General features: G+C 74.0%; 12 protein-coding genes. 6 read left to right on the top strand and 6 right to left on the bottom strand.

Annotated elements, in window-relative coordinates:
• Positions 1 to 20: 20 nt before the first annotated feature.
• Genes ACFV8H_RS09275 through ACFV8H_RS09255 form a run of 5 tightly spaced genes read right to left on the bottom strand, consistent with a single transcriptional unit; the run spans position 21 to position 7,477 of the window.
• A complete protein-coding gene (locus ACFV8H_RS09275) occupies positions 21 to 2,165 on the bottom strand; it encodes a trehalase family glycosidase (RefSeq protein ID WP_380397854.1) in 2,145 nt (714 codons plus the stop codon).
• Complete coding sequence (locus ACFV8H_RS09270; RefSeq protein WP_380397852.1) at positions 2,162 to 4,243, bottom strand: beta-galactosidase; 2,082 nt, start codon at positions 4,241 to 4,243, stop codon at positions 2,162 to 2,164. The genes ACFV8H_RS09275 and ACFV8H_RS09270 overlap by 4 nt, the downstream gene beginning before the upstream one ends.
• Positions 4,244 to 4,250: 7 nt before the next feature.
• A complete protein-coding gene (locus tag ACFV8H_RS09265) occupies positions 4,251 to 5,150 on the bottom strand; it encodes a carbohydrate ABC transporter permease (protein ID WP_380397850.1) in 900 nt (299 codons plus the stop codon).
• Positions 5,147 to 6,073, bottom strand: coding sequence for a carbohydrate ABC transporter permease (locus ACFV8H_RS09260; RefSeq protein ID WP_380397848.1), 927 nt, complete (start codon positions 6,071 to 6,073; stop codon positions 5,147 to 5,149). The genes ACFV8H_RS09265 and ACFV8H_RS09260 overlap by 4 nt, the downstream gene beginning before the upstream one ends.
• 9 nt (positions 6,074 to 6,082) lie before the next feature.
• Positions 6,083 to 7,477 carry an ABC transporter substrate-binding protein gene (locus tag ACFV8H_RS09255; RefSeq protein ID WP_380397846.1) on the bottom strand — a complete coding sequence of 465 codons (1,395 nt, stop codon included), beginning with the start codon at positions 7,475 to 7,477 and terminating at the stop codon, positions 6,083 to 6,085.
• Positions 7,478 to 7,573: 96 nt separating this feature from the next.
• On the opposite strand from ACFV8H_RS09255, the gene gcvPA reads away from it, so the two are divergent.
• From gcvPA to ACFV8H_RS09225, 6 genes are all read left to right on the top strand, one after another.
• Positions 7,574 to 8,932: an aminomethyl-transferring glycine dehydrogenase subunit GcvPA gene (gene gcvPA, locus ACFV8H_RS09250; protein WP_380397844.1), complete on the top strand. Its 1,359-nt coding sequence runs from the start codon at positions 7,574 to 7,576 to the stop codon at positions 8,930 to 8,932.
• A gap of 14 nt (positions 8,933 to 8,946) precedes the next feature.
• Positions 8,947 to 10,650, top strand: a complete 1,704-nt coding sequence (gcvPB, locus tag ACFV8H_RS09245) for an aminomethyl-transferring glycine dehydrogenase subunit GcvPB (protein WP_380397842.1) — start codon at positions 8,947 to 8,949, stop codon at positions 10,648 to 10,650.
• Positions 10,647 to 11,768: an ATP-NAD kinase family protein gene (locus ACFV8H_RS09240; protein ID WP_380397840.1), complete on the top strand. Its 1,122-nt coding sequence runs from the start codon at positions 10,647 to 10,649 to the stop codon at positions 11,766 to 11,768. The genes gcvPB and ACFV8H_RS09240 overlap by 4 nt, the downstream gene beginning before the upstream one ends.
• Positions 11,769 to 11,831: 63 nt before the next feature.
• A complete protein-coding gene (locus ACFV8H_RS09235; RefSeq protein ID WP_380397838.1) occupies positions 11,832 to 12,578 on the top strand; it encodes an SDR family NAD(P)-dependent oxidoreductase in 747 nt (248 codons plus the stop codon).
• A 76-nt stretch (positions 12,579 to 12,654) separates the two neighbouring features.
• Positions 12,655 to 13,308, top strand: coding sequence for a GntR family transcriptional regulator (locus ACFV8H_RS09230; protein WP_380397837.1), 654 nt, complete (start codon positions 12,655 to 12,657; stop codon positions 13,306 to 13,308).
• Positions 13,309 to 13,429: 121 nt separating this feature from the next.
• The gene (locus ACFV8H_RS09225; RefSeq protein ID WP_380397835.1) at positions 13,430 to 14,068 is read left to right on the top strand and encodes a DUF4937 domain-containing protein; all 639 of its coding nucleotides are present in this window, start codon (positions 13,430 to 13,432) and stop codon (positions 14,066 to 14,068) included.
• A 22-nt stretch (positions 14,069 to 14,090) separates the two neighbouring features.
• Here ACFV8H_RS09225 and ACFV8H_RS09220 read toward each other — a convergent pair whose 3' ends face one another.
• Positions 14,091 to 15,284 carry a barstar family protein gene (locus ACFV8H_RS09220; RefSeq protein ID WP_380397833.1) on the bottom strand — a complete coding sequence of 398 codons (1,194 nt, stop codon included), beginning with the start codon at positions 15,282 to 15,284 and terminating at the stop codon, positions 14,091 to 14,093.
• Positions 15,285 to 15,375 lie beyond the last annotated feature (91 nt).

Here is a 15,375-nt window from a genome sequence, read left to right as displayed (position 1 = left end):
CGCCCCGGAGCCAAAGCGGGTCAGCTGCGCAGCAGGGGCAACAGCAGCGCGGCGGACCAGCTGAAATTGGTGGAGTTGCGGCCGCGGCCGGTCAGCGGGTCGTAGTTCTCCCGGACCGGACCGTCGCCGCTCAGCCCCTCGGCGGCGGTGAGCAGCCGCTCGACGGCCCGGCGGGCGTCCTGGTCCCAGCCGTACCGGCGCAGCCCCTCGATCGCGAAGTAGCTCTGGTCGAGCCAGGCCAGGCCGCGCCAGTAGCCGGCCGGGTCGAAGGACGGCGAGCTGCGGGCGACGGTCGGGAAGGGCATCGGGGTGCCGAACTCCGCCGGGTCGAGCAGCCGGGCCCGCACGGTGCGGGCCTGGGCCGGGTCGGCGGTGCCGGACCAGAGCGGGATCGCGCCCTCGATGCCGCGGCCGCGGGCGGTGAGCCGGGCGCCGGTGGCGAGGTCGGTGTCGTGGAACCAGCCGGTGGCCGGGTCGTACATGGTGGCGCGGATCGCGGCGTCGATCCGCTCGGCCCGGCCGCGCAGCCGCTCCGCCGTGGGGCGGTCGCCGAGTTCGGCGGCGATCAGGGCCAGGTGGCGATGGTCGGCGGCCAGGTAGGCGTTGAGGTCGACGGAGCGCTGGGTGAGCGACCAGCCGACCGGCTCGCCCTTCGGACCGTGGTTGGCCACGACGGTGGCGGCGTCGAAGCGCGGGGCGTTGTCCATGCCGGACTCCCAGGCCGCCGCCTGCCGGCAGTCCTCGGGCGCGGCGTTGGCCGGGTCGAGGGTGGCACCGTACTCGCACAGGCCCTCGCCGAGGTGGTCCCGGGTGCGGTACCACCAGTCCTGGTAGGCGGTGAGTTTGGGCAGCAGCTCGCGCAGGAAGGCCCGGTCACCGGAGCGGCGGTAGACCTCCCAGACGGCCCAGGCGGCCAGCGGGGGCTTGGAGTTGCGTTCGTTCCAGTTGCCGCCGCCGGTGGACGGGTCGTTGTAGAAGACGCAGTCCGGGACCATCCCGGCGTCCTGCGGGCGGTCCGGCGAGCCGGGCCCGGTCTGGTGGTCGAAGACGGCGCGGATCTGGTCGGCGGCGAGGCCGGGGGCGAACAGCGCGGTGCCGACGGCCTGCTTCCAGGTGTCCCAGGCCCAGACCCCGCTGAACCACTTGTTGGACAGCGAGGGGGTGACGGCGTCGTGCCGGATCCGCCCGGCGGGGCTGCGCCAGTTGGTGACCAGCGTCTGCACGCACTTGACGGCGGTGCGGCGGCGGGCGGCCGGGACGCCGTCGGTGGCGCGGGCGAGGTAGCCGGCCCAGCGGGCCCGTCCGGCGGCGGCGGTCCGGTCGGGGGCGCGCAGCGCGGCCTCGGCCTCCCGGGCGGCGCGGGCGCGGTCCTCGGCGGTGAAGGTGTAGCTCTCGGTCCAGTCCAGGGTGCGGCTCGCGCCGGGCGGCAGCCGTACCGGGTCGGCGAGTTCGGTGCGGTGGCGGTCGCCGTCCACGGTGACCCGGACGGGCTGGGCGTGGCGGACGGCGAAGCTCTCGGTGCCGTCGGTCAGGTACTCCCAGGTCCGGCGGACCCTGGCGAAGGCCACCTCGACGCCGCGCTCGGCGGCGAGCAGCCGCGGGGCGTCGTGCTGGGGGCCGTCGGCGGGGCGCAGCAGGGTGCCGGTCCAGGCGACGGCCAGGGTGCGTGCGGTGCGTCCGGTGTTGGCCAGGCGGGCGCGGAGCAGGGCGGTGCGGTTGCCGGCGAAGCGCAGTTCGAGGGTGAGGGCGAGGCCGTCGCCGAGGGCGTAGCGCTGGCGGAGCAGTCCGGGCAGGGCGGTGAAGGTCGGGGCGCCGCCCGCGGCGAGGTCCAGCGGCCTTCCCTGCTCGGCGAGTTGGAGGCGGGTGAGGCCGTCGCTGAGCCACCAGGGGTACTCCTGGGCGAGGTGCAGCGGGCCGGTGAAGCCGCCGAGCGGGTCGGTCGGGCGGGGCAGGGCGTAGGCGTGCCAGGCGCCGAGGTCGGCGAAGACGGTGATCGGGTTGTTGTCGCCGGGGTAGGCCTGGGCGGGGGTGCCGTGCAGGTCGAGGACGTCGGCGTAGCGCTCGGCGTCGAGCCCCTCGTCCGCGTGGGCCGCCGGGGCGGCCAGGGTGCCGGCCGTGGCGAGCGCGGAGGCGGCCAGGAAGTGGCGGCGGGTCAGCGGGTTCACGGGCGCTCCTCGGGGGCGGGCAGGCGGAGGACAGCGGCGCCCAGCGGCGCGAGGGTGAGGGTGGTGCCGGTGGCAGTGCCGGTGAGCAGGTCGGAGCCGGTGCGCAGGTCGGCGCCGGTGAGCAGGTCGGTGCCGGGGTGGGCGAGCGGCACCCGGGCCTCGGCGGGGCCGTGGTTGAGCAGGAAGAGGTAGGCGGTGCCGTCGGCGGCGCGGCGGCGGGTGGCCTCCACGCCCTCGGGCAGGCCGGGCAGTTCGGGGCCCGCGCCGGACTCCGTCAGCGCCAGGTCGAGCACGGGGCCGGTGTCCGGGCCGAGGTGGCAGCTCAGGTACCAGGCGCTGCCGGTGCCGTGGCGGTGGCGGGTGACGGCGGGCCGGCCGGCGAGTTCGCCGGAGGTGTAGCGGGCGACGGTCTCGGCGCCCTCGGGTTCGATCCACTCGCTCCAGTGCTCGGCGCGCAGCTCGGGGTGCTGTTCGGCGTCCCGGTCCGTCCCGTCCAGCCGTACGGTGGTGGCCTCGCCGTCCGGGATCGGCCAGTGCTCGTCCACGACCACCCCGAGCAGTGCGCGCAGCGGGCCGGGGTGGCCGCCGGGGTGGATGTGGTCGTGCCGGTCGGTGATGCCGCTGAACGGGCCGCAGACCAGGTGGCCGCCGCCGTGGACGTAGCCGGTGAGGCGTTCGGCGGTGGCGGTGTCGAGCAGGTACAGGTTGGGGGCGAGCAGCAGCCGGTAGCCCTCGTACCCGGCGGTGGGCGGGAGGAAGTCGACGGTGACACCGCGCTCGTACAGCGCCGCGTACCAGGGGCGGAGCAGGTCGGGCCAGCGCATCCGGGCGGAGGGGTGGTCGTCCAGTTCCAGGGCCCACCAGCTGTCCCAGTCGAGCAGCACGCCGACCTGCCCGCGGATCCGGCTGCCCGCGACCTCGCCGAGCCGGCGCAGTTCGGCGCCGAGGGCGACGGTCCGTTGCCAGCCGCGGCCGGCCGTGCCCCGGTGCGGGAGCATCGCGCTGTGGAACTTCTCGGCCCCGGCCACCGAGGCGCGCCACTGGAAGTGCAGCACCCCGTCGGCACCGCGGGCCAGCGCCTGGAGCGACCAGAGGCGGTAGAGGTCGGGGCGTTTGGGGACGTTCACCGGGCGCCAGCTGACGGCGGAGGGGGCCTGTTCCATCAGCAGCCAGGGCCGGCCGGCCTTGAGGGAGCGCATCAGGTCGTAGTTCATGGCGGCGTTGACGTGGGCGCGCGGGTCGGCCGGGTCGGGGTAGGCGTCGTCGGAGACGAAGTCCTCGTGCCGGCTCCACTCCCAGTAGTCGAGGGCCTTGAGCATCGACATGAAGTTGGTGGTGACCGGCACCCCGGGCGAGACTTCGTCGAGCACGGCCTTCTCGGCGCGGTGCAGGGCGAGCAGGGCGTCCGAGCAGAACCGGCGCCAGTCCAGCAGCTGGGTCGGGTTGACCGGGCCGGGCGCGGTGCGCGGCGGCTCGACCTGGTCGAACGAGTTGTACCGCTGGGACCAGAAGGCGGTACCCCAGGAGCGGTTCAACTCCTCGACGGTGCCGTGCCGTTCACGCAGCCAGCGGCGGAAGTCGGCGGCGGACCCGGCGCAGAAGCACTCCTGGACGTGGTCGCCGTACTCGTTGTGGACGTGCCACAGGGCGAGCGCGGGGTGGCCGTGGTAGCGCTCGGCGAGCATCCGGGTGAGCCGGACGGCGGCCGCGCGGTAGGCCGGGGAGGACGGGCAGTAGTGCTGGCGCGAGCCGAACTCCAGCCGGACGCCGTCGGCGGTGACGGGCAGCAGGTCGGGGTGGGCGCGCACCAGCCAGGCGGGCGGGGAGGCGGTGGCGGTGGCCAGGTCGACGGCGATGCCGTGCCGGTGGACGAGGTCGAGCAGCCGGTCCAGCCAGCCGAAGTCCCAGCTGTGGGCGTCGGGTTGGAGCCGGGCCCAGGAGAACACGCCGACGGTGACCAGGTTGACCCCGGCCTCGGCCATCAGTTCGACGTCCTGGGCCCACACCTCCTCGGGCCACTGCTCGGGGTTCCAGTCCCCGCCGTACAGCAGGCCGGGCACGCGGGTGAGTCGGTCCATCGGCGCGTCATCCTTTCAGGGCTCCGCCGAGCAGGCCGGCCACGAACTGCCGCTGGAAGAGCAGGAAGAGCACCATCAGCGGGAGGGTGGCCAGGAAGGAGCCCAGCATCAGGCCGGAGTAGTCGACGTGGGTCAGCCCGGTCAGGGTGTTGAGCGCGACCGGCACGGTGTACCTGTCCTGGGTGTTGAGCATCAGCAGCGGCCAGATGAAGCTGTTCCACTGGCCCATGAAGGTGAAGATGACGAGTGCCCCCAACTGCGGCCGCACGCACGGCAGGACGACCCGGTAGAAGGTGCGCAGCTCGCCGGAGCCGTCGATCCGGGCCGACTCCAGCAGTTCGTCGGGGAAGCCCAGGAAGCTCTGGCGCATCAGCAGGATGCCGAAGGAGTTGGCGAGGAAGGGTAGGACGACGGCCTGGTAGCTGTCGATCCAGCCGAGGCTGGCCATCATCTGGAACAGCGGGACCAGCAGCACCTGGAGCGGGATCATCATGGTGGCCAGCACCAGGCCGAGCAGCAGACCGCGGCCGCGGAAGCGGTACTTGGCCAGGCCGTAGCCGCACATCGCGGACAGCAGCGAGCTGAGCAGGGTGTGCACGACGGCGATGCCGAGGCTGTTGAGCAGCACCCGGCCGAAGCCGATGCTCTGCTGGAGGTGCACCAGGTTGTTCAGCAGCTCGCCGCCGGGCAGGAACGGCGGCGGGGAGTGGAAGAGTTCGGAGCTGCTGTGGGTGGCGGCGATCAGCATCCAGGCGAAGGGCAGCAGGCTGGCGACGGCGCCGAGGGCGAGCAGGGCGAGGACGGCGGCGCGGCCCAGGAGTCCGGCCCTCGTCGGTGTTCCGGCCTTCCTCGGCGAGCTGGCGATCATCGACGGCGTTCCGGCCTTCACCGGCGAGCTGGCCCTCATCGGCGGCGTTCCCTTCCGTAGAGCCGGAACTGGAGCAGCGAGACCGCCGCGATGATCAGCACGACCACCCAGGCGATGGCCGCCGCGTAGCCGAAGTCGAGCTGCTGGAAGCCGACCTTGTAGAGGTAGACCACCGGGGTGAGGGTCGCGTCGCCGGGGCCGCCGCGGGTCAGCACGTAGTTCTCGTCGAAGAGTTGGAGGGTGCCGATGGTGGAGGTGATGACGCAGAACAGCACCACCGGCCGCAGTTGCGGCAGCACCACCCCGGTGTAGGTGCGCACGGTGCCGGCGCCGTCGAGGGCGGCGGCCTCGTACTGGTCGCGGCCGATCGCCTGGAGTCCGGCCAGCAGGATGACGGCGTTGTAGCCGGTCCACCGCCAGGTGACCGAGCCGATCAGCGAGATCCGCGCCCAGGTGGGCGAGTTGAGCCAGTCGACCGGTCCGGCACCGAGCGCCTGGAGGGCCTGGTTGGCGAGGCCGCCGTCGGTGCGCAGCAGCACCTGGAAGACCACGGCGTAGGCGACCAGGGTGGTGATCGCGGGCAGGAAGAAGACCGCCCGCCAGCCGGAACGGAAGCGCAGCCAGGACTGGTTGAGCAGGACGGCGAGCACCAGCGCGAGGCCGATCATCACCGGCACCTGGACGGCGAGGATGAGCCCGGTGTTGACCAGGGAGTGCAGGAAGGCCGGGTCGTCCAGCAGCCGGCGGTACTGGTCGAGCCCGACGAAGACGTCCACGCCGTCGCGGCGGGCGGTGAGGCTCTGGTAGAGGCTGGCGCCCAGCGGGTAGGCGAAGAAGAGGGCGAACAGGGCGGCGGTGGGGCCGGCGAACAGCCAGGCGGCGGTGCGCGGGGAGCGTCGTCGGCGGGCCGGGGCGGTGCGGGCGGCGGGCTTGCGCAGGACGGCCGGGAGGCTGCTGGTCATCGCGCCCGCCTACGGGACGACCGTGGCGCGGCCGGTCGCGGTGGCGATCTGGCGGGCGGCGGAGCGCAGCACGGTGCCCGGGTCGGCACCGTTGTGCAGCACCTGGTTGACGGCGGTGGTGACGATGTCGCCGGCCTTGGAGTCGTCGGCGGTGCGCTCGACGGTGGGGATGGTGCGGGCCAGGTCGGCGAACAGCTTCATGGCGGGCTGGCCGCCGTAGTAGGGGGAGGGCTGCTGGAAGTACGGGTCGTCCAAGGCGGGGAGGAAGGCCGGGAAGAGGCCCTCGTGCTGCATCATCGAGGCCTGGTTGGCCTTGTCGGCGAGCAGGAAGGAGAGGAACGCCCAGGCCGTCTCGGGGTTCCCGCTCTGCGCGGGGATGCACAGGGTGGAGCCGCCGCTGTTGGAGGTGCGGGGGCCGCCGGCGGTGAAGGCGGGCAGCGGGACGACACCGAACTTGCCGGACAGGTCGGCCATGTCGGCGGTGAGGGTGCCGTCCCACCAGGCGGCGGTGGGGGTGGTGGCGGCCTTGCCGTCGTGGGTGCCGGAGACCAGGCCGTCCCAGCCGTTCTCGAAGTCGACCAGGTCGCGGTCGACCAGCTGCTTCATCAGGGTGAGCGCCCGTTCGGCGGCGGGGGTGGCGACGGCGACCTTGCCGTCGACGAACCAGGACTGGCCCTGCTGCTGGAGGAGTTGGGCGAACAGGCTGTCCTGTTTGGAGTCCAGGATGAGCAGTTTCCTGCCCGTGGCGTTCTTGAGGGTCGTCCCGGCGGCGAGGTAGTCGTCCCAGGTGCTGAGGGTGGCGGGGTCGATCCCGGCCTGCTGGAAGTGGTCCCGGCGGTAGAAGAGGGCGCACGGTCCGCTGTCCCAGGGCAGCGCGAGGACCCGGCCCTTGGCGTCCGTCACGGTGCGCCATGTCGCCTCGGCGTACTGGGATTTGAGGCCTTCGGCCCGGCTGCTGAGGTCGACCAGGGCGTTCGGGAAGTTGCCGATGTAGCTGGGGATCCGGCTGCCCTCGACGGTGAGGACGTCGGGTAGTCCGCTGCCGGCGCCGAGCCCGACCGTGATCTTGTCGTAGGCGTTGTCGTAGCCGATGTCGACCACCTCGACGGTGCTGCCGGGGTGGGCCTGTTCGAAGACCTTGCCGAGCCGTTGCATGGCCTTGGCGGCGACGTCCCAGGACCAGATGGTGACCTTCCCGCCGACGGTGGCCCCCGGGCTGCCGGTGAGCTTCCGGGCATCCGGGCCGCCCGCCCCGCCGGTGGCGCAGCCGGTGGCTCCGGCCACCAGCAGGGCGCCGCCCGCGAGTCCGGCGCCGAGGAACCGGCGGCGGCCCAGGGCGGGGCCTGACTCCCGCTGTTCACAGGTGAGTTGGAGGGGTTTTCTGTGCCGGGTTTCTGCGGACATCTTGCCTCCCGACTGGTGAATGCCGAATGCTGTATACAGAACTCAGCATGCACAGCGCCGTCAAGGCCTGTGACTGAAATCGCGGAAGGTGCCAGGATGACCGCACGCGTTCCCCGGACCCACCCGTACGTCCCCAACTCCGCCCCCGAGGTGCGCGCCGCGATGCTCGCGGAGATCGGCGCCCGGGACGTCGAGGAGTTCTACGCCGACATCCCCGCCGAACTCCGGCTCCGCCGCCCGCTGCGGCTGCCCGCACCGTTCGACTCCGAGGCCCGGCTGGTCGCCCACCTGGAGGAGCTGCTCGGCCGCAACACCCCCGTGCCGCCCGGCCGTTCCTTCCTCGGGGCCGGCTGCTACCGGCACCACGTACCCGCCGTGGTCGACGAGATCGTCAACCGCAGCGAGTTCCTCACCGCCTACGCCGGGGAGCCCTACGAGGACCACGGGCGCTTCCAGGCGCTCTGGGAGTACCAGTCCCTGATGGCCGAGCTGCTGGCCGTCGAGGTGGTCAACGTACCGACGTACGACGGCTTCCAGGCCGCCGCCACGGCCCTGCGAATGGCCGGCCGGGCCACCGGGCGGCGACGGCTGCTGCTGGTCGGCGACATCGACCCGGACCTGCTCTCCCGGATCCGCGACTACGTCCGGGGCGTGCACCCGGTCGAGCCGGTGCCCGCCGAACCGAAGGCCGTCCGGGCCGCGCTCGCGACCGGCGACTGCGCCGCCGTGTTCGCGCAGCTGACCGACTTCTCCGGCCGGGTCGACCCCCGGCTCCCCGAGTACGTCGAACTCGCGCACGCGGCAGGCGCGTTGGCCGTGGTGCAGGCCAATCCGATCAGCCTCGGCGTACTCGCCCCGCCCGCCGACCTCGGCGCCGACCTCACCTGCGGGGACCTCCAGCCGCTCGGCATCCACCCGAGCTTCGGCGGCGGCAACGCGGGCTTCATCGGCTCGGCCGACGACCAGCGCCTGGTGGCCGAGTACCCGAGCCGGCTGTTCGGCCTCGCCCCGACCGAGGTGCCCGGCGAGTACGGCTTCGGAGACGTCGCGTACGAGCGCACCTCCTTCGCGCTGCGCGAGGAGGGCAAGGAGTGGGTCGGCACCGCCGCCGCCCTGCACGGCATCGCCGCCGGGGCCTACCTCGCCCTGATGGGCCCGCACGGCATGCGCGAGCTCGGGGAGACCGTCCTCGCCAACACCGCCTACGCCCGGCAGCGCCTCGCCCGGGTGCCCGGGGTGGAGCTCGCCGAGCCGGAGGCGGTGCACTTCGCCGACTTCACCGTGCGCTACACCGGCGGCCCCGGCGCCGCCGCCGTCGCCGACGCGCTGCTCGCCCGCGGCCTGCACGGCGGCACCCCGGCCGGCCCGCGCGAGGGCCGGTACTGCGTCACCGAGCTGCACACCCAGGCCGACATCGACCGCCTCGCCGACGCGCTCGCGGAGATCATGAAGTGACGGGAGATCGTGAAGTGACCGACCATCGGACTGCCACGGCCGCCGACGCACGGATCGCCGCCAAACCCGCGCTGCGCCGCTTCCACCAGGCCCGCTGGGACGAGAAGCTGATCTTCGAGCTCGGCACCCCGGGCGAACGCGGCGTGCTCCCCCCGCTGCCCGAACCCGGCGTCACCGCCGCCGTCGGCGACCCGGCCGCCCGGCTGCCCGCCGCGCTGCGCCGCACCACCCCGGCCGCCCTGCCCGAGCTCGGCCAGCAGCAGGTGCTCCGGCACTACCTGCGGCTCTCCCAGGAGAACCTGGGCGCCGACCTCAACGTGGACGTCGGCCAGGGCACCTGCACCATGAAGTACAGCCCCAAGGTCAACGACGGCTTCGTCCGCGACCCCCGGATCGCCGCCCTGCACCCCGCCCAGGACGCCTCCACCGTCCAGGGCGTCCTCGAACTCGCCCACCGCCTGGAGCAGTTGCTCAAGGAGATCTCCGGCATGGACCGGGTCAGCCTGCAACCGGGCGCCGGCAGCGCCGCGATCTGGACCAACGTCTCGGTGATCCGCGCCCACCACGCCGCCCGCGGCGAGGCGCAGCAGCGCGACGAGATCATCACCACCGCCTTCTCCCACCCCTCCAACGCCGCCTGCGCCAAGACCGCCGGCTACCGGGTGATCACCCTGCACCCGGACGCCGACGGCTACCCCGACATCGAGGCGCTGCGCGCCGCCGTCGGCCCGCGCACCGCCGCGCTGCTGATCACCAACCCCGAGGACACCGGCATCTACAACCCGCGGATCGCCGAGTTCGTCCGGATCGTGCACGCGGCCGGCGGCCTGTGCGCCTACGACCAGGCCAACGCCAACGGCATCCTGGGCATCACCCGCGCCCGCGAGGCCGGGTTCGACCTGTGCCACTTCAATCTGCACAAGACCTTCTCCACCCCGCACGCCTGCGGCGGACCGGCGGCCGGCGCCTGCGCGGTCACCGCCGAACTGGCGCCCTACCTGCCCTCCCCGACGGTGGAGTTCGACGGCGAGCTCTACCGGCTGGACACCGACCGGCCGGAGTCGATCGGCAAGATCCGCCCCTACCTCGGCGTCGTCCCCAACCTGGTGCGCGCCTACGCCTGGATCATGTCGCTCGGCGCCGAGGGCCTGCGCACGGTCGCCGAGACCGCCGTGCTCAACAACAACTACCTGCTGCACCGGGTGAAGCGGATCCGCGGCGTCTCCGTCCCGTACGCCGAGGGCCGGCCGCGGGTCGAGCAGGTCCGGTACAGCTGGCAGCGGCTCAACGAGGACACCGGCCTGCACAGCGAGGACCTCGGCCACCGCGCCGCCGACTTCGGCACCCACTACTGGACCAGCCACCACCCGTACGTCGTCCCCGAGCCGATGACCCTGGAGCCCACCGAGTCCTACTCCCGCGCCGACCTGGACGAGTACGCGGCGATCCTGGCCGAGGTCGCCCGGGAGGCCTACGAGGACCCGGAGACGGTCCGGACCGCGCCGCACAACTCCACCGTGCACCGGATCCGGCACGAGCCGCTGGACGACCCGGCGGTCTGGTCGGTCAGCTGGCGCGCCTACCGCCGCAAGGTCCTCGGCGAACAGCCGCGGGGCGGGCGGGTGCAGGGCGAACAGCCGCAGGACATTCGGGCACAGGACGTTCGGGTGCAGGACGTTCGGGTGCAGGACGGACAGCCGCGGGACGAACAGCCGTGACGCCACCCCCGGTCGGGCTGGTGGTCAACCCGGTCGCCGGACTCGGCGGCCGGGTCGGCCTCAAGGGCAGCGACGGCCCCGAGGTCCAGCGGCGCGCGCTGGCGCTCGGGGCCCGCCCGGAGGCGCTGCGGCGAGCGGAGCTGACGGTCGGTCAGATCGATGGCGTCCGCCTGCTCACCGTCGCGGGAGCGATGGGCGCGGACGCCGTCACCGGCCTGCCGGCCCGCGTGGTGCACCGGCCCGGTCCCGCGCCGACCACCGCCGCGGACACCCGGGCGGCCGTCCGCGCCCTGGTCGCGGCCGGTGCCGGGCTGCTGCTGTTCTGCGGCGGCGACGGCACCGCCCGGGACGTCCTGGACGCGCTCGGGCCGGACGGCAGCGGGGTGCCCGTGCTCGGCATCCCCGCCGGGGTGAAGATGCACTCCGCCGTCTTCGCCGTCCACCCGCACGCCGCCGCCGAGGTGGTCACCGCCTGGGCCCGCGGCGCCGTCCGGCTGGAAGCCGCCGAGGTGGTGGACCGGGACGAGGCCGCGCTGCGGGCGGGCCTGGTCCGCACCCGGCTGTACGGCCGACTGACCGTCCCGGTGCTGCCCGCCCGCGTCCAGCAGCGCAAGACCGGCAGCGGCCTCCCCGCCCCGTCCACGATCGGCGGGATCGCCGCCGAGGTCGCCGGACGGGTCGGGCCCGGCGGCCTGCTGGTGCTCGGCCCCGGCACCACCACCCACGCCGTCGCCACCGCCCTCGGCGCCCCCGACACCAGCCTCACCGGCGTCGACCTGCTCCGCCTGCACGCCGACGCACCGCCCGCCGTCCTGTGCCGGGACGCCCGCGCCGACCAGCTGCGCGACCTGCCCGGCGCCCCCTGGATCGCCCTCTCCCCCATCGGCGGCCAGGGCTTCCTGCTCGGCCGCGGCAACCGGCAGCTCACCCCCGACCTGCTGCGCGCGGCCGGCCGGGACCGGCTGCTGGTCCTCGCCACCGAGGCCAAACTGGCGGCCCTGGCCGGCCGCCCGCTGCTGCTGGACACCGGTGAACCGGAGCTGGACCATGCCCTCGCCGGGCACGTCCGGGTGATCACCGGCCACCGCTCCGGCGCCGTCTACCGCCTGTCCGCCTGAACCCCGTCCGCCCGGCGCCCGTCCACCCGTCCACCTTTCCACCCGCCCGCGAAGGAGTTCCCCATGATCGACCTGCACGGCAAGCGCGCCCTCGTCACCGGCGCCGCCTCCGGCATCGGCCTGGCCACCGCCGCCCTGCTCGCCGAACTCGGCGCGGCCGTCGTCCTCGCCGACCTCGACGCCGACCGTGGCGAGCGGGCGGCCAAGGAGACCGGCGGCACCTTCGTCCGCTGCGACGTCTCCCGGCGCGCCGACTGCGAGCGGGCCGTCCGCACCGCCGTCGACCAACACGGCGGCGTGGACGTGCTGTTCAACAACGCGGGCATCATCCGCCGGTCCACCGTCACCGAGATCTCGGACGAGGACTGGGACCTGGTGATGGCCGTCAACGTCCGCTCGATCATGCTGCTCAGCGGACTCGTCGTCCCGCTGATGGCCGCGAACGGCGGCGGCAGCATCATCAACACCGGCTCCGGCTGGGGCATCAAGGGCGGCGGCCGGGCCGTCTCCTACTGCGCCTCCAAGGGCGCCGTGGTCAACATGACCCGGGCGATGGCCATCGACCACGGCCCGGACAACATCCGGGTCAACTGCGTCTGCCCCGGCGACACCAACACCGGCATGCTCGCCGAGGAGGCCCGTCAGCTCGGCGAGAGCGCCGCCGCGTTCTACGCCGACGCCGCCGACCGCCCGCTCGGCCGGATCGGCCAGCCCGGGGACATCGCCCGCACCGTCGCCTTCCTGGCCAGCGACGCCGCCGCCTTCGTCAGCGGCGCCGTCATCGCCGTGGACGGCGCCGGAACCGCCTGACCGGCCGCGCCGTCCGGCCCGGCGGGGGCCGGACGGCGGCCGGTACTCTACGGGACGAACGAGGAAGGGAAGCCCGATGGCGATCGAGCGGCGTCCGCTGCGCGAGCAGGTGAAGGACGAACTGCTGGAACAGCTCGGCCGCGGCCGGTTCACCCCCGGCGAGTCGATCAACGAGGTCCAGCTCGCCGAGGAGCTGGGCGTCAGCCGGACCCCCCTGCGCGAGGCGCTCATCAGCCTGGAGCGCGAGGGCATCATCACCAGCGAGCGCGGCAAGGGCTTCCGCTTCGCACCCACCGGCAAGCAGGAGTTCCTCGACCTCACGGCCATCGTGATCGCCCTGGAGTCGCTCGCCCTGCGCACCTCCGACCCGGCCCACCTGTCCGCGATCGCCCCCAGACTCCTCGCCGAGGCCCGCGCCTTCTCCGCCCCTCAGGCCCCGCACGGCACCATAGAGCGCCACGACGACGCCTGGCACGCCCTGCTGCTCTCCGGCTGCGCCAACACCCGGCTGCGCGACATGATCGACTCGCTGAAACTGACCCTGCACCGCTACGAGCGGGTCGTGGTCGGCGACGACGAGATCCTCCGCCGCGCCGCCGAGGAGCACGAGCGCATCGCCCAGTGCCTGCTCGACGGCGACCTCGACCAGGCCGTCGTCGCCCTGGAGGCCAACTGGACCAGCGGCATGGCCCGCATCCTCGAACGCCTCCCCCCTGTCGCCACCCGCTGAGGCATCCCCCCGCCCCCGCCGCAGAGATCCCGCTCGACCAGCCCGGCCCCACGCCCTACGCCCGTGGCCCGAGCCCGCCCGCGACCTCCGGCCGATTGCCACTCGTCCCACCCGGCGCAGCATGATGGCGCCCATGTGGGGCAAGTGGATCGACTGCCGGGTCCGGCCCGGCGCCCGCGCGGGCTTCGCCGCCGGACAGCGCCGCTGGTCGGCGATCGCGGACCAGCCGGGGCTGCTCGGGCAACTGGGCGGCTGGGACGGCACCGGCCGCCGGGCCCTGCTGTACGGCCTCTGGACGGACCGGGCCGGGTACGACCGCTTCATGCGCGAGCGCCACGACGGGATCGCCACCGAGGCCGCCCAGCAGGGCAGTTGGGAATCGATCCAGGTCGCCGCCGGCCCCGTCGTCCAGGCCTTCCCCGGCACGGCCCCCACCCTCCCGGACGCCCTCCGGCACGCCACCCTGCTGCGCGCCGCCGACTGCCACCTCCACCCGGGCCGCGCCGAGCACTTCCTCGCCGTCCAACGCGACGTCTGGGCCCCCGGTATGGCCGCGGCCGGCGGCCTCCTCGCGGGCACCGTCACCCGCCTCGCCGCCGACCGCTACCTGGTCACCACCCTCTGGACCTCCCCCGAGGACCACACGGCCTACACCACCCACGCCTTCCCTGCCCTGCGCGCCCGCGCGGACGTCCCCGTCGACGTCGCCACCCTGACCGGCCACGTCGTACCGCTGGAACCCACCTGGCACGTCGGGTAGGCGGGATCGTCCGTCGACTCCCTCACCGGAGTTCGACGGTGACGCCGTACTCGCGCAGGAGGTTCACGGTCACCTCGAAGTAGGACAGGCCGCCGCAGTGGTGCAGGACGTGTCCGGCGAGGGCGTCGCGGGCGATGTCGGCGTGGTGCCAGACGAGGGTGAACGGGGGCACGACGGAGAACCCGCCGGCCAGGCAGTCCGTCATCGCGTCCAGGTCTCTGCCGTAGTTGGCGCCGGGGCCGAGCAGGGCTTCGCCGAGTGCCAGGAGCAAGCCGGCCCGGTCGGTGACGTGCTGTCCGTCCAGGTGGTACGTCCCGCCGGAGAGGCCCTCCGGCCCGTACGCGCCGACGTGGGTGAGGTCCAGCCACGCGGACCGGCCCTCGGCGTCGAACCGCGCCCACTGGCCGGGCCGCGTGGGAACACCCTCGGACCAGATCTCCCGGACCGCGCGGGCGGCCGGGGTGGGGCGGTCGTCGCCGGGGTCGATGACGGTGACATCGATCAGGGCTCCGCCGAGGACGGACGGGCGTGCCTCGACGGTGTCCAGGTCGAGGCGGTGCCTGGTCATCGTCCGGCCGTGGCGGTCGAGGCACCGGAGCGTGATCGGGTCGCCCTGCTGCGGAAGGGGACGGCGCAGCAGGGCCAGGAGCGGTGCGGCGGGTTCGCAGCCGATCAGGTGCACGGGCCGGGTGGGTCGCCGCGGGCGCGGGGTGAGCAGGCCGTCGATGGAACGGCAACCGCCCGACGGGCTGTCCCCCCGGATCGAGGGGAACCACAGGTCGAACCGCGGACTCGAAGGCAGCCGCCTGCCGCCCCAGAAGTCGTCCTCCCTGACGCCGGTGCCCACGAGGATGTCCACGCGCCCGGGATCGCCCGGCGTGGGCCACTGGGCCAGGACGGCCGTGTCCTCCAGGTCCCAGAAGCGGGCCGGCCCGTCGTTCGAGGGGTCCTCAGGCTCGATCGAGAGCATCCCGTCCCCCAACAGCCGCACCGGTTCGGCGCCGGCCGCCACGGCCTGGACCAGCAGGCTCTCGCGCGGGCAGCCGCGCAGCGTCAGGACCTCACGCGGCAACGGCGGCGGGTCCATGAACAGGCCCTCGACCTCCGCGCAGCGCCCCCACAGCACGCCCGCCTCCTCACCGTCGATGTCCTCCCGCACCAGGAGGTAGCGGACCGGGAAGTCCCGCTCCCACCCCGCGTGTTCCTCGGACCGCACGCTTCTCCCCCGCTACCAGGCCGTCTCGGCGCGCCAACCCTACGGCTCGCCCGCCCCGACGCCCGCCGAATATCGCGGGGAGGGCCGGGCG

Origin of the sequence: Kitasatospora sp. NPDC059827 (assembly GCF_042731675.1) — a bacterium.
Taxonomy (GTDB): domain Bacteria; phylum Actinomycetota; class Actinomycetes; order Streptomycetales; family Streptomycetaceae; genus Kitasatospora.
This window is presented reverse-complemented; position numbering and strand designations above follow the sequence as displayed.

Coding starts and splice junctions, on each gene's coding strand:
- ACFV8H_RS09270 (WP_380397852.1), bottom strand. CDS start 4,243: ATGGACCGACTCACCCGCGTGCCCGGCCTGCTGTACGGCGGGGACTGG.
- ACFV8H_RS09265 (WP_380397850.1), bottom strand. CDS start 5,150: ATGAGGGCCAGCTCGCCGGTGAAGGCCGGAACGCCGTCGATGATCGCC.
- ACFV8H_RS09260 (WP_380397848.1), bottom strand. CDS start 6,073: ATGACCAGCAGCCTCCCGGCCGTCCTGCGCAAGCCCGCCGCCCGCACC.
- ACFV8H_RS09255 (WP_380397846.1), bottom strand. CDS start 7,477: ATGTCCGCAGAAACCCGGCACAGAAAACCCCTCCAACTCACCTGTGAA.
- gcvPA (WP_380397844.1), top strand. CDS start 7,574: ATGACCGCACGCGTTCCCCGGACCCACCCGTACGTCCCCAACTCCGCC.
- ACFV8H_RS09235 (WP_380397838.1), top strand. CDS start 11,832: ATGATCGACCTGCACGGCAAGCGCGCCCTCGTCACCGGCGCCGCCTCC.
- ACFV8H_RS09230 (WP_380397837.1), top strand. CDS start 12,655: ATGGCGATCGAGCGGCGTCCGCTGCGCGAGCAGGTGAAGGACGAACTG.
- ACFV8H_RS09225 (WP_380397835.1), top strand. CDS start 13,430: ATGATGGCGCCCATGTGGGGCAAGTGGATCGACTGCCGGGTCCGGCCC.